The organism is Sporosarcina jeotgali, from assembly GCF_033304595.1.
GTDB classification, from domain to species: domain Bacteria; phylum Bacillota; class Bacilli; order Bacillales_A; family Planococcaceae; genus Sporosarcina; species Sporosarcina jeotgali.
The window spans coordinates 537,470-551,863 of the sequence record NZ_CP116341.1; the positions used below are offsets into that span (position 1 = coordinate 537,470).

General features: G+C 44.0%; 11 protein-coding genes. 7 read left to right on the forward strand and 4 right to left on the reverse strand.

Features of this window, described 5'->3' with window-relative positions:
* The first annotated feature begins 24 nt into the window (after positions 1–24).
* Both PGH26_RS02525 and PGH26_RS02530 read left to right on the forward strand, forming a co-directional pair.
* The gene (locus PGH26_RS02525) at positions 25–591 is read left to right on the forward strand and encodes a hypothetical protein (protein ID WP_323692462.1); all 567 of its coding nucleotides are present in this window, start codon (positions 25–27) and stop codon (positions 589–591) included.
* Positions 592–720: 129 nt separating this feature from the next.
* On the forward strand, positions 721–1,458 hold the full coding sequence (locus tag PGH26_RS02530) for a sulfite exporter TauE/SafE family protein (RefSeq protein WP_323692463.1): 738 nt from the start codon (positions 721–723) through the stop codon (positions 1,456–1,458).
* 55 nt (positions 1,459–1,513) lie between these two features.
* On the opposite strand, the gene rsgA is transcribed toward PGH26_RS02530, so the two are convergent.
* Positions 1,514–2,578 (reverse strand): ribosome small subunit-dependent GTPase A, encoded by a 1,065-nt coding sequence (rsgA, locus tag PGH26_RS02535; protein ID WP_323692464.1) that lies wholly within the window; start codon positions 2,576–2,578, stop codon positions 1,514–1,516.
* A gap of 373 nt (positions 2,579–2,951) precedes the next feature.
* Here rsgA and PGH26_RS02540 point away from each other — a divergent pair, with 373 nt between their 5' ends.
* Entirely contained in the window at positions 2,952–4,379 is a 1,428-nt protein-coding gene (locus tag PGH26_RS02540; RefSeq protein ID WP_323692465.1) for an IS1096 element passenger TnpR family protein, read from the forward strand.
* 74 nt (positions 4,380–4,453) lie between these two features.
* Here the strand turns inward: PGH26_RS02540 and PGH26_RS02545 are convergent, their stop codons facing one another.
* Positions 4,454–5,764, reverse strand: a complete 1,311-nt coding sequence (locus PGH26_RS02545) for an aminotransferase class V-fold PLP-dependent enzyme (protein WP_323692466.1) — start codon at positions 5,762–5,764, stop codon at positions 4,454–4,456.
* 182 nt (positions 5,765–5,946) lie between these two features.
* On the opposite strand from PGH26_RS02545, the gene PGH26_RS02550 reads away from it, so the two are divergent.
* From PGH26_RS02550 to PGH26_RS02560, 3 genes are all read left to right on the forward strand, one after another.
* Positions 5,947–7,107, forward strand: coding sequence for an ankyrin repeat domain-containing protein (locus tag PGH26_RS02550; RefSeq protein WP_323692467.1), 1,161 nt, complete (start codon positions 5,947–5,949; stop codon positions 7,105–7,107).
* A gap of 188 nt (positions 7,108–7,295) precedes the next feature.
* Positions 7,296–8,234 (forward strand): carbohydrate kinase family protein, encoded by a 939-nt coding sequence (locus PGH26_RS02555; protein ID WP_323692468.1) that lies wholly within the window; start codon positions 7,296–7,298, stop codon positions 8,232–8,234.
* 217 nt (positions 8,235–8,451) lie between these two features.
* The gene (locus tag PGH26_RS02560) at positions 8,452–9,705 is read left to right on the forward strand and encodes an MFS transporter (RefSeq protein WP_323692469.1); all 1,254 of its coding nucleotides are present in this window, start codon (positions 8,452–8,454) and stop codon (positions 9,703–9,705) included.
* 116 nt (positions 9,706–9,821) lie between these two features.
* On the opposite strand, the gene PGH26_RS02565 is transcribed toward PGH26_RS02560, so the two are convergent.
* Entirely contained in the window at positions 9,822–11,393 is a 1,572-nt protein-coding gene (locus PGH26_RS02565) for a putative bifunctional diguanylate cyclase/phosphodiesterase (RefSeq protein ID WP_323692470.1), read from the reverse strand.
* 311 nt (positions 11,394–11,704) lie between these two features.
* Here PGH26_RS02565 and PGH26_RS02570 point away from each other — a divergent pair, with 311 nt between their 5' ends.
* The gene (locus tag PGH26_RS02570; protein WP_323692471.1) at positions 11,705–13,090 is read left to right on the forward strand and encodes an ABC transporter substrate-binding protein; all 1,386 of its coding nucleotides are present in this window, start codon (positions 11,705–11,707) and stop codon (positions 13,088–13,090) included.
* Positions 13,091–13,409: 319 nt separating this feature from the next.
* On the opposite strand, the gene PGH26_RS02575 is transcribed toward PGH26_RS02570, so the two are convergent.
* Positions 13,410–14,282 carry a glycerophosphodiester phosphodiesterase family protein gene (locus tag PGH26_RS02575; protein WP_323692472.1) on the reverse strand — a complete coding sequence of 291 codons (873 nt, stop codon included), beginning with the start codon at positions 14,280–14,282 and terminating at the stop codon, positions 13,410–13,412.
* Positions 14,283–14,394 lie beyond the last annotated feature (112 nt).

Sequence of the window (14,394 nt, forward strand, 5' to 3'; positions counted from 1 at the left end):
AACCCATAGGAAGAAGGTATTCAAATGAAAAAAGACATGCGTTATATATGTTATCCATTCATGAGAGAATCTGCATCGACGGTAGACTTTGAAATTCGTACAGATTCATTGACGACTCGAATCGGGGAAGCCTTATCTTTAACTGAAGACGTTGAAAAAGTTCAAACCGATCTTCGCTGGCTCCAGCCGCTTGCCTACCACTTAAATGGTTCAGTCCGCGGGAAACAAGCGATCTTCCCTGAAGACCTTCAGCGTCTTAGCGACGTATATGATGAGTATGTGAACGAACTGGGTGAATTGATCGAACAATTCGTCCTCCCGCAAGGCACCCATGCGGCCACTGTCCTTCACGTGTGCCGAAGTGAAGCTAAGAAATCGGTACGTGCTCTCCACAAAGTATCGTTAGAACGCGACGTTCCAGAAATCCTTTTCGATTTCGCCCAGCTCATGGCAAACGTGTTGTTCGTAATGGCTGTCTATACCAACAAAGCTCAAGGATGCGACGAAATCCCATTCATCAGTAAATCTTATCCTGAATGGAAAAAGAAAAAGAAACAAATTGACAAGGTGAACTCGTCCTCTGAAGCTTGATTGTTGGATATGTGGTGATTGGTGCAATAAGTGCACTATAAGAAGAGCTTATGTTATTCATTCGTAACTAACGAATTACCTTATCTGTCGGAGAGAGGTATACTACAACAGATGAGGAGGCAGATGACGATGGAATACATTTTGCTCTTTTTTATAGCGCTGGTTGCAATGATGCTTGGAACGCTTGCAGGGGGCGGTGGACTTATTACGATGCCCGCGATGCTGCTAATGGGAATTCCAATCCATTCTGTAATCGGAGCCAGTAAAATCTCCACGACTTTCAGTTCCTTCACTACGTTTCTAACCGTTTTATTGAAAAAAGAGATTACTCTTCGCGAATCATGGTGGATTTTACCAGTCTCCCTGACAGCAGGGACATTGGGCGGAATTACCGCAACCCATATTCCAGAGTCCGCACTTTATAAACTTGCGATTGTCTTGCTGGTCGGTGCATTTTTTACATCATTTCTATCGAAAGCAGACTTTGCGGGACAAGCGACACTGCAGCCTTCGAAAACCGGCGTCGCTGGATTGGTCGGCATCGGGCTATACGATGGTTTATTCGGCCCGGGGCAAGGTACGCTTCTGCTCTATTTGTTCAATCAATTACGGATTTCCTACATGCGCTCAATAGGATTTGTTCGGCTCGCTTCGTTTTCTAGCGGGTTAGGAGCTGCCATCAGCTATATCGCGATGGGGAAAATTATTTGGCCGATTGCATTCGTACTTGTCTTAGGCTCTTTATCCGGCGCTCAAATCGGAGTGCGCATTGCAGAAAAACTGAACCCGCAACACGTTCGTATTCTATTGCGCTTAGTCATTGTCGGCTTGATTGTCCAGCTGGTTGTGAAAGCCATTTTAAAATAAGAAAACGCGAAAGCAGCCGATTCTTTAGCCGCTTTCGTTTTTTATTGTCCAACCATCATTTACGCTGGGATTTTGTAAGAGCTTTCCATCGTTTTCGTTCAGCAGATTGTGCTTGTGCATCCGTTTTTCGATCCAAGTATGCGATTTCCCGCTGCAATTTAAGGTAGCTGGCGAAACGGTCTTCCGCAAGAGAACCGTTACTTAACGCTTGTGAAATGGCACATCCCGGCTCGGATCTATGGCTGCAGTCATTGAATTTGCATGACTCGGAAAGTGCGTCAATATCTGAAAAACTGCCTTCAATATCCTCGCTGTCGTTCCATAATTGAAATTCCCGCATACCGGGTGTGTCTATTAAGACGCCGCCTGCAGGGAGCGGCATAAGTTCGCGGTGAGTTGTTGTATGTCGTCCTTTGGCATCATCTTCCCGGATTGTTTGGACTGTCATGGTCTGATCCCCGCAGATTGCGTTGACTAACGATGACTTCCCGACACCTGATGAGCCTAGTAAAGCCGCGGTTTTCCCGCCTTTAAGCAAAGTTGTGAGCTGATCAATTCCGGCACCCGTTTTACTGCTGACAGCGAGTACATCAGTGCCGAATGCAATGTCGCGTGCTTGGTTGATGAAATCATCAGGAGTATCACTCAGATCTGCTTTTGTCAGTACAATAACTGGAACTGCCCCCGAGTCAAAGGCTGCGACCAAGTACCGTTCCAGTCTTCGAATGTTGAAATCATCATTCATGGAAGTGACCAGAAATACGATATCGACATTGACTGCAATCAGCTGTTCAGACATGGAGTCTCCTGCAGTTTTACGAGAAAAAATGGAAGTTCTCGGAAGAATCGAATGAATGATCCCGCGTTCTTCGCCTGGCATTTGTTCAATTGCGACCCAGTCACCGACGGCAGGATAATCTCTTCGGTCGAGTGCGTGATGGAGTAAAGATCCAGAGCAGACAGAAAGCCACTCGCCGTGTTCAGTTATAACCCGATACATATGTTTGTGTTCTAAAATCACGCGTCCAGCTGTGCAGTTGCTTGATTTGAAGTCGTGTTTCTGTTCATTCCAATTCAGTTGGTGAAGTTCGTTCCAACCGTAATTTTGCAGTGTGTTCAATTCTATTCCTCCTAAATATGGGCATATAAAAAAAGCATAGTGTCCTGGATCGGACTCCATGCTTTCACGCGCATATCAGAAGAAACATGCCGAGTTTAGGGCATGGCAGGTGAAGGTATGGGTCCAATCCAATTTACATGTGTCAAGTTGAAATTAGTCATAGTCATCACCTGCTTTCTGAAAGTTAAATTAATCATAGAGGATAGCTGTTTCAATGTCAATGAATTTTTCGAATTCACTTGCAACGGAAGCGTTAAGCTGGAAAAACTAAGCAATTTCGCTATCCCGGCTTCTGCAGCCGCAATGCACGGGGAAATTATGATACACTTAATCTCACTAGCAACCTAATACATGCAATAGATGAGGTGACTCAATGAAGTCTTATATCGTAAACATTACAATGGTTCATGTAGAACCTGCTGTCAGGCGAAGAGTGATCATGCCTGCAGGCGCGACGTTCAATCGTCTCCATGAAATGATTCAGCTAATGACAAACTTTGAGAGTTACCATACGGATCGGCCGTATCACTTTTTTGAAGTTGAGGTTGATGGATTGTGCATAACAGACAATCCAGTTCAGCGAGAAGAACTTAAGCACTCTAAAACACTCATTCCTAAGCTTCCGACGCGGGTGAAAATTGATGAATATTTGGAGAAACACAAGCAATTGATGTACACATATGATTTTGGAGATGACTGGCGCTTCTCGATTGACCTCGAAGAAATTGCAGAAGATTATCACTTCGGTTTCCCGACTTTGCTTGACGGGGAAGGAACAGCTCCTCCAGAAGACGTCGGAGGGCCGCCGGGATATTCCTCATTCCTGGCTATCATGAATGATCCCTCACATCCCGAGCATGATCATATGAAGCAATGGGTATCCAGTGCGAGATATCACTCTTATGATAAAGATCGAATCAATGACATGCTGAAATTAGTTAAATATAAGAAAACGGAATGGGATCATATTCATCATAAAAATTACATGGTTATTAGCGACCCGTATCGCGAATCTGAACTGTCAGAGGAGCAAGCAGCGGCTAAAGCTGAAAAACCAGCTCCCAAAAAGCAAGTAAACCATGGACTGAATTCTGCGCAGCAAGAAGATATAGAGCTTTATATTAAAGCGATGACCCGGTTATATGGAATGGTCCAGTTTGAACAAGTGGTTACTCTGTATAACATTCAAAATGAAGACCAGCTTACAGTTAAGAACTTGCAAGATTTCCTGACATCGGACAAGGTAGCCTCAAGCCTGAAAAAAGAAGATATTCTATTTAAAGATTCCGTTTTCCTTGGTCCGAAGCTCGCAGGAATCGTTCCTGAACAATTTGTCAGGGAAACCATTGAGAAACCGTATTATCAGCCTCCAAAAGAACAGCTGCTTCGCTATGCGGACCCTGGGTATTATGATCAAACACCTGAATTGGTTCATTTGGAAAAGTTATTCCAGAAGGAAAACATTCCTCAGATTCAAATTGATCGGATGCTCCATACGTTCATGACGGGATTATCGATGTGGCATGCGAATTTCATGGAAGTCATCGGACGACTGATGGCGCAGGCAGGCCGCTTGCCTGAAGAGCGTGTGAAACAAATCGTTCCTGTTGCTATTAATGTTGCGAATGCGGTCCGTCTTATTGAAAACAGAGGGCATACCCCTCAAGAGATGTTTGAATTGGAACGTTCTGACGTGCAACCGTTGACGGAGCAGCCTGATGCACCCGAAGTCAAAGTCGGACGCAACGACCCGTGCCCATGCGGCAGCGGGAAGAAGTATAAGAAATGCTGCGGACGTTAACCGCGGACAAACTGAATGCCCGCATCTGTTTAAATAACAGGTGCGGGCATTTTACTGATTCTATCGGTATAAGATTAGTGAACACGCGATTTCAATTGTTGAATTACGTTGGATAAAATGTTGAAGAATCGATCGATTTCCTCGACTGTATTGTAATGGACGAGACTGATCCGAAGCGCGCTTCCTCCAAATGGTGCAGCTAATCGCTTCATAAGGTTAATCGCTAAATAGTTCCCAGTCCTCGCTTCGACACCCGCATCGTTCAAGGCATGACCAAGCATATCCGTTTCAATTCCTTCGATATTGAACGAGAACACGGGCAGCCGTTCATCTGCATGTGCTGCGTTCTTTCCATATAAGATAACACCTTCTGCTTCTGCAAGGTTAGCGAGGAAGTGATTGGTGAGCTGCTGTTCATACAAATGAGCGAAATGCATGGCACCGGCAATGTTACGGCGGCTTGGACGTAAGATTCCAAACAAGGCCTCATCTAATACAAGCCCATTGGCTTCTGCATCTTTTGTTAGTCGTGTTAAGTATTCCATCGAGCCGATGAACCCTTCGATCCCTTCATGGTTTTGCGAGCCGACTTCAAAGAAATAGGCGTCTTTCCCCAATTCTTTCTGAATCCGCCAGCCCTCCAGCCGTTCGAGCCGATCTCTGTTTATATATCCGAATCCCATGTGAGGACCGAAAATTTTGTAGGTTGAAAATGCTGCAAAGTCGACACCTGCTGCCTTTACATCCATTGCAATATGACTGGCGGCTTGCACACCATCCGCCACAACAAGTGCGCCTGCTTCATGTGCCATTGCTGTAATTCGTTTCATGTCATGAATGGTTCCGGTCGCATTTGACGCCCATCCTGCTGCAACGATTTTCGGTTTCAGCGCCAGCAGTTTTTCATAGTGATCAAAATCCAAGTTTCCTTGTGAATCGACATTCCATACGTGAACGTGAATATCTCGTTCTGCCAGCTCCAGCCATGGATTCACATTTGCGTGATGATCCGCTTCTGTAATGATAATATGGTCCCCTGCACGCAAGTCTCTTCCAAGATGATGTGCATACAAATGGAAGAAGTTTGTTGCATTCTGACCGAATGCAATCTCAGTATGATCTGCTGCACCGACTAAATCTGCAGCGAGCTGCCGGGCATCGACAATGGTTTGCTGCATCTCTGCTGTACGAGCAAAAATGGTCCCTTTCTGCGCATTCCGATGGATGTAATAGTCCGTGACACGGTCAATGACGAATTGCGGCACTTGTGTCCCCGCGGAGTTGTCGAAAAAAAGGACTGGACGGCCTTTATACGTGTTCCCAAGACTGGGGAAGTAGGTGCGCGCGTGTTCAAATGTTTGTTTGAGTGCCTGATGCTGGTTCATGGAATCATCCTTTCTATGAAAAAAGTATAGCATGGTTAATGAAGGAGCTGTTGTGCAATTGTTTCAGTGTCTGCTTGGTGTGAATGCCCCCATTCCCAGTCTGATTGTCTTTTGAGGAAAAACTCCACCACATCGAGTACACTGAAAATAGCAAGTATACGATTTTGAAAAGGGGATAGAACATGGAAGGAAACACCTCGTTGATAGATGCAGTCCAGCAAGGGAACCATCAGCTGATTTCACAATTACTCGAACAGCATGCAGATATTGAGGCGACGGATGAAATAGGAAGAACTGCGCTCATGATGGCGGTCCAGCGCAATGACGTAGATGCAGTTGCCCAATTGCTTGTGGCTGGCAGTGATCCCAATCATCGTGATACCACAGAGTTAACACCTTTCATTTGCGCTGGCGCGAATGGGTTTACAGCGTCTTTGAAGCTGATGGCTGCAGCAGGTGCAGATGTAGCCAGTGTGAACCGTTTTGGCGGAACCGCATTGCTGCCTGCTTCTGAAAAAGGGTATCTACATACTGTAGAAGCCTGTTTAGCAGTTGGTGTTCCAATTGATCATGTGAATCATCTGGGGTGGTCTGCATTACTGGAAGCAGTGATTCTAGGTGATGGCGGAAGGTTGTATACGGATGTGGTGCAGACGCTGCACGATGCAGGTGCTTCTGCTCATCTACAAGACTTCGATGGCAGGTCAGCAGTCCATTACGCAGATGAACAGAAGCAGAATCGCGTTCTGGAAATCCTGACAGAGACATTGGAAGATCCTCAGCATCCCGCGGTAATGGAAGCGAAGGCTTTTACAGCGGATGGTGACTGGTCAGCAGCCTCACAAACGATTCAGTCCGCACTGGAGTCAGACGGGGATAACTTGGACTTGCTGTATTACGCTGGTTATTTCCTGTCTCTGCAAGGCCGCTGCAAGGAATCACTTGAACACTATAGCCGGGCTTTGGAAGTTGCACCGGATGCGCTGGAGTTCTATTTTTACACAGCAGGATGTTACCGTCTGATGAACCAAGCAGAAGATGCGCTGCAAGAATTCGACAAAGGGGCTGCATTAGCGCTCGAAAATCCCTTCTTCCTCTATCACAAGTCGAATTACTTACGGGAACTCGGCAGGCACGAAGAAGCCATTGGAGTAATGGAAGAGCTTGTTCGAAGACATCCTGAACGCTATGATTTCTGGTTCCATACTGCGAACAGTTTACGCTCGCTGGGTCGTCACGAAGATGCGATCAAGGCGATTGAATACGCGATTGAATTACAGCCGAACAATTCCCTTTATGCGAAACACAAGGCTCAATCTGAGCATTTGTTAGCAAATAACTAATTCGATTTATAGCTGCGTTGTCTTAGGACAAGGCAGTTTTTTGATCTTCAATGGAGAGAGCGATTTGCAGTGCTGGGAGAGAATAATCGTCATTTTGAGTTGAAGATGCGTAAAATAGCTACTCTTCTATCTGGGGCACTTCCATGATAAACTGTATAAAAACTTAGAAACGGAGTACACCATATATAATGAAGAAACATGTACTGATTTATGGCGATGTATTCGTCGATTACATTGCAGAAGACGAGAGAAATTCATCATTTAATACTTATTTAGGCGGAGCGACAGTCAATGTAGCAGCTGGCATTGCACGATTGGGTGCACCCGTATCTTTCATCACCATAACAGGAGACGACGAAACGTCAGACTTTGTGCGCAAAGAACTGGAGAAGGAAGGAGTGGACTTGACCCCTTCAATTGTAAAGCCGGAAAAACGGGTAAACGGGGTATATGTCCATTTAACACCTGAACATGATCGCGTCTTTTCAAACTATCAAAATGAAACACCAGATATGCAAGTAACTGCAAATGACTTGCAACGAGAAACTTTCCAACAAGCATCTATTTTACATATTTGTTCAGGTACAATGTTTCATCCGACGGCTCTCGAAACGACCCGGAAAGCAGTAGACCTTGCAAGAGAAACGGAAACCCTTGTTTCATTCGATGCGAATATCCGACCGCTGCGCTGGGAAAGTGAGGAACTTTGCCGCGAAACAACAGTTTCATTTCTGACTAGTGCAGATCTCGTTAAGCTGACGGAAGAAGAGCTGATGTTCATGATGAATACGGATACGCTGGATGAGGGGATACTCCGACTATCGGCTTTTTCAATTCCTGTAGTCTTGATTACGCAGGGTGATCGTGGCACGCTCGCGATCATTCATGGTGAACAGTTTCAAATACTTTCTCCAAAAGCAATTCCTGTGGATACAACTGGTGCGGGGGATGCATTCATGGCAGGGATTTTACGTCAGCTTCATCTAGATGGGTACCCGAAGAATACTACTGAATGGCAAAAAGTGATTCGTTTTGGCAATCAAATGGGGGCTTTATGTGTCACAAAAGCAGGCGCTTTAACAGCGATGCCTTATGCAGATGACCTGGATGATGTTAGTTTTGAGTAAAGGGGTCCTGTAAGCTGGAAAACGGAAAGTCATCGTATCGATTTTTACAAACAGTTGGATAGTACATTGAAAATTCTTTTCAGACTACTGGAAAGAATTTTATTATTTAATTAGACGTCAAAACACTAGCATGAAATGGTATACTATACTAGTTAGAAATGTCGCGGTATTTCGAGGGTGGAAGCAATACAAAAAACAAATACAAGGTGGTAATTTTATGGATAAGACGAAAAGTAAAATTCACTATGCCTGGTGGATTCTAGTAGGACTTTGTTTGATGGTCGGACTTGGGAAAGGTGCACTTAATAATACAGCGGGTCTTTTCATCACTCCGGTTGCTAAGGACTTAGGAATTGGTATTGGAAATCTAACGCTTTACTTAAGTATTTCTTCAATTGTCACATTGATTTTCTTGCCAATTGGCGGAAAGATGATGGCGAAGTATGACATTAAAGCGCTGCTTATTGGTGCTATCATTTTACAGGCAGGAGCATTCGCTGCATTCGGCTTCATGAAAGCTGTATGGGGCTGGTATATCTTGTCTATTCCATTGGCAGTCGGAGGCGTGTTCATCACTGTTATTGCGGGTCCGGTTTTAATCAACCAATGGTTCAAGAAAAGTAACGGACTGGCACTCGGTATCATGGGTGCGGCTGCAGGAGCACTTGGTGCGATCTCCCAACCGATCGCTGGTAATTTAATTGCAAGCAGAGGCTGGAGTCAGACGTACATCATTATCGGTGCAGCTGTTTTGATCATCGTTATTCCTGTTATTCTCCTGCTTATCCGTAAATCACCAAAAGATAAAGGGTTACAGCCGTATGGCGCAGCTGCAGATGGTGAAGCGGCGACAGACATGAATGATAAAGGGATTGCAATGGCCGTTGCAAAGAAATCCGGTGCATTTTATGCATTGACACTCTTCTTCTTCCTGATCACTGCAATTGCGAGTTTCTCAATTCATATCCCAACGTTCCTAGCGAACAAAGGATATTCTGTTGAGTTTTCTGGAACGGTGATGGGGATTTATATGATCGGTGTTTTACTGGGTGCGCTGATTCTAGGTGTGCTTAGTGATAAAATCGGTTCTAAAAATACGTCATTGCTTGCGATGTTACTAGGTATTTTGTCAATCTTCATGTTACTATTCTTCTCTGAAAGTGCGACACTCATTACAATTGCTGCTGGTATACTTGGTTTCATGGCAGCGTCAATTGGTACACTTGCGCCAACGCTTGCGTCTACATTATTCGGCAGTAAAGACTATAGTCAGATCTATGCAATGGCTTCACTGGGACTAGCAGTGGCATCTATTATTGCGTTGCCGGCATATGGATATGTTTATGACTTCACGGGAACATACACAATGGTTCTTTGGATCATTGTTGCGATGTTCGTCATTAACATTGTTGCGATATTTTATGCATTCAAGAGTAAAAAACAATTGGTCGATCAAGGCCACTGGAACTGATCGATTCAGCCTGTCCACACCTCTATTAATAGAGGTGTGGATTTTTTTTCGCTCATCTGCGTGTAATAAAAAAAGCTGCTAACGTGTCTTTATAGACGCGTTAGCAGCTTTTTCATTCAGTTAACTTTCAACAATGAGGAAAGGCAATACGCAGTTTCTATCTCTTCAGCAGGCAGTGGTTTGCTGAACAAGTACCCTTGACCAAATTGACAGCCGCACTCTGCTAGAATTGATGATTGGCCTTCCTCTTCGATTCCTTCAGCAATAAGCTCCATATCGAGGTTGCGACCCATATCGATAATCGTTTGTACAATGGATTGAATCGGTGGATGAGTCAGCATCTCCATAGTAAAGGACCGGTCAATTTTCAGATAATCAATTGGTAAAAATCCAAGCTTGCTTAAAGAAGAATATCCTGTTCCAAAGTCATCAATGGCTAATTTCACGCCAAGTGCACGTATTTCCTCGATAATGCGTACAGACTCGTAATCATCCTGCATCATGGACTCGGTAATTTCCAATATGAGCAGATGAGGAGGAAACTGCGTGATTTCGAGAACGTCTCTGACGACACTCGGGAATTGCGGGTTTCTGAACTGGCGAATAGAGACATTTACTGCAAGACCTAACGTGTCATTTAAATAATGCCATTGTTTTACTTGTTCACACGCAGATTCTAACACCCATGTACCAATTTCGTTGATCAATCCTGAACGCTCTGCCACGGGGATGAAATCTCCAGGCGGGATAAGTCCCAAGTCAGGGTGTTTCCAGCGCACCAGCGCCTCAAAACTTTTAAGGCGTCCAGTTGACAAGTCAATGACAGGCTGGTAGTGGACGAGTAATTGTTCCGTTTCACATGCATTCCGGAGGTCATTTTCCAGGATCAATTGTTTCTGGTCATCATCTTCTGCCAGCTGGGAGAATACTTTGTAGCTGTTGCCGCCTGCCTCTTTTGCCCGATACATAGCCCGGTCCGCGTTTTTTAATAATGTCACTGAATCTGAACCGTGTTCGGGAAGGTGGCTGATACCGATACTTGCAGAGGTATATAGCAATGTGTTGTTGACTTCGAACGGTTCTTTAAACGCATTGAGTATCTGCTCGGCAATTTCAACAGCTCTTGAATTAGGCAATTCAGATACAATGACGAACTCATCGCCACCGTGACGAAACACTTGTGCTCCCATTGGAATTGCTTGTTTCAGACGTATACTGACCATTTTTATGAATATATCTCCCGACAAATGGCCCATCGTGTCATTGATGGACTTGAAACGATCGAGGTCGATAAATAGAATGGCAAGCTCTGAACGTTTTGCAGCCATTTTGTCGAGGACTTGAAAAAGTCTGTAACGGTTTTGAAGACCTGTCAGAAAGTCGTGATTGGCATTATAGTCCAATTCAATATTGGACAGTGTCAGCTTCTGATGAATCTTGTCATTCTCAATCAGCTGCTTTTGCAAAGAAGAGGCCGTTCTTTCCGTTTTTTGAATCAAATATATGAAAATCGGTATAGAGAATAGAAGCATAATACTGGTCCCTAATAGGTTGTACCAAATCTTGTTTTTAAAGTCCAGATGATAAAACTGAATGAGCAGTTCTTCACAAATAATTGGCAGAAGAACTACAAAGATAATGAGTAAAAAAAGACGCTTATATTTAAAACGCTGTGTCGTAAGCTCCATATATTGACCGCCATTCTAAAGGTAATGTGAAGAATTGAAGTTAATGGGAAAACATCCATCGGAAGGATATACGTCATGTATCGACAAATTTCGAGACATATGAATAGGAACATTTGATTATGATTTATGGAAAATGCTAAATTAATTAATTTTATTTCCTTGTGACGTTAGTCTTGAACGTCTATTGGAAAAGAATGGAAACGTAAAATATGTTATTATTAAACTGAAAAATAAATATATTTGTGCAGATGATTTTTCCATTTAACTAATTCTTTAGGAACAACAAATTGAGAGAAGAGGTGGAGAACGATATGAGGAAAATGCTGAATGCTGTTTTGCTTATCGTAACAATCTTAACTCTGGGTGTTCTTACTGCTTGTACAAATAAGGTATCCGACACACCGGACGGGAATCCGGAAACAGGAAAAGATCCTTCTCAGTCTGACACAGATCAGCCAAACGCATCGGATATGAAAACACCTTCCATTAAATTTTGGCACAGTTTGTCTGGTGAAGAACAAGTAGCCTTAGAAAGCATCGTGGAAGGATTTAATGAATCACAAGATCAGGTTGAAGTGACCGCTGAATTTCAAGTCGGCTATGAAAAAGCGATGGAGAAATGGCAGCAAGTGAGCGGAAAGAAAGAGGCGCCTGCATTAATTCAAATAGAAGATCTAGATACAAAATCTATGTTAGACAGTGGTAAAGGCGAGCCGATACAAACGTTGGCGGATAGTGGCGGGATTGACATCACTGGGTTAGACGCTGCTGTTTTGAACCATTACAACTATCAGGACAAATTGGTTTCCATTCCTTTAACTGCGTCAATACCGATGATGGTTTACAACAAAGATCTATTCGAAGAGGCAGGACTCGATTCGGAAAAAGGACCTGAATTGATTTCTGAACTGATCCATTCAGGGGAGACTTTGACAACCGATCAAGCAACAGGATTTTCAATTCCCTCTGAGGGCTGGCTTTTTGAAAACTGGCTCGCGATTATAGGCGGCGAGTATGTCAACGAGCGTAACGGCCGGGCGGGAAATGCGACAAAGGCTGAATTCAGCAGCGATGCAGGACGTCTGGTATTCCGTACATTACAGGATATGAATGAAGCCGGGACATTCAAAAGCTTTGGACCGGACTGGGAGGATACACGCGATGCGTTTGTTTCCGAAAAGACGGCAATCTATCTAGAATCTTCGTCTCATATCGAAAAAGTAATGTCCGACGCAGCATTTGATGTGGACGTTGCCTTTGTGCCAGGAGGAGATGAGTTAAGAAGAGAAGGCGTAATCACCAGCGGCTCATCCGTATGGGTGTCAAACGAAATTGACAATGAGCAGCGAGAAGGGGCTCTTACGTTTCTCACTTACTTTTTAACGCCAGAAGTTCAAGCGGAATGGCATGTGAAAACCGGTTATTTAGCCAGCAACCCGAAAGCGTATGAAGAAGAAACAGTTCAAATGAAATGGGAAAACCAGCCTTACTATCAAGCAGTGATAGATCAGCTGCACGACGCAGAATCTTCTCCTGTAAACCAAGGTGCTCTGTTCACGGCGCATCGTGAATCCCGGCAGGCCATTGTCACCGCATTGGAAAAGATGTACGAAGGGAAGGAGTATCAGGCAGCACTTGCAGAAGCAGCTGATCGAACGAATACTGCAATTGAAAAAGGAAATGCTAAAGGAGAATAATAGAAGGGGATTGGACTGCATAAAGTTGTAAAGCTGCTTATGTTTGACTAAAGAAAATCAGCGCGTGCTAGTTCTCTCTACGAAAAATTCCAGAGCCGTTTCGAAATGTCAGTTCATGACTTTTCGGAACGGCTCTTTTTTTTGAGCCGATTAATCCATAAGAAGGAGCTGCGCCGCTTATGGGTTATTTAATTGAATTCATATCTTGAAAAGGACTCTGGCCGAATCTGACTAGAGCTTTTCTGAGATCGGTTAAAGTAATAAATTTGGATATGGCAGAGAATGTTAGCATACATTATATTGTGCATGTTCAGAAAATTTAATCACCTTCAGGATCTTGGTTTAAAAGCTGGAGGATCAGGTCGGGCTTATCAGTGAAAACGCCATCTATTCCCATCGAGAAAAGAGAAGAAAATTGTTCTCTTTCATTGACGGTAAAAGGATGGATAGCAAGCCCTGCTTGGTGGACTGCATCTACGAGCTGTTCCGTAACGGCGGTTGCATTTACTCCGATCCCGGATGCGTAGTGAGTGACTTGTTTCAGTTTTGAAGATGACAAATTCGCTTTTTTCTTAAATGAATAGAGTTGAATTAAAGGAGTTTCGGGACTCAATTCATGTACTTTTTTCAGGCTGTCACTGCTGAAGGATTGAATGATTACTTTCGGAATTGAGTCCTCTCGGTTTAACAGATCATGCCCCGCCAACTGGTCAATAAGCTGCTGTTCGATGCCGGGATATCGATCAGGAGACTTGATTTCAATATAGTAATTGGTTTGGTCACCGAATTCACGAAGTACTTGTTCCAAAGAAGGGACTCGAAGACTTGAGAATCTTTGCGAAGCGAATTCGTTCGTCGGCTGGTTGAATTCGTCGGCAGGTTTGAAAGCGCCTAAGGTATCGGAAGTGATTTCATCAATCTCCAATTCACTGCCGTTCAATTCAATTGAATCATTGTGAAGAACAACCAGTTTACCGTCTTTTGTCCGGTGCAGATCGAGTTCAATATAATGGGCGCCCATATCGATCGCCAGCTCGTAAGAAGGAAATGTGTGAGCGGGCGCATAGGCAGAAGCCCCGCGATGAGCAATGACTAGAAAAGGTTCTTCGGGCAGGGCAACAGGCTTTTGGTAATCGGAAGAGCAGCCGGAAAGCAAAAGAATGAGTAAACTGGCAACCTTTAAAACCTTCAAAGTGATGTCCTCCGATTCTATTGAAATGTAAAGCGCATGTAAAGAAGATGTTAACTTATGTAAATAGTGCGAAAACCTGTTACGTAAAATGATACCATGACCTTGTTAAGAG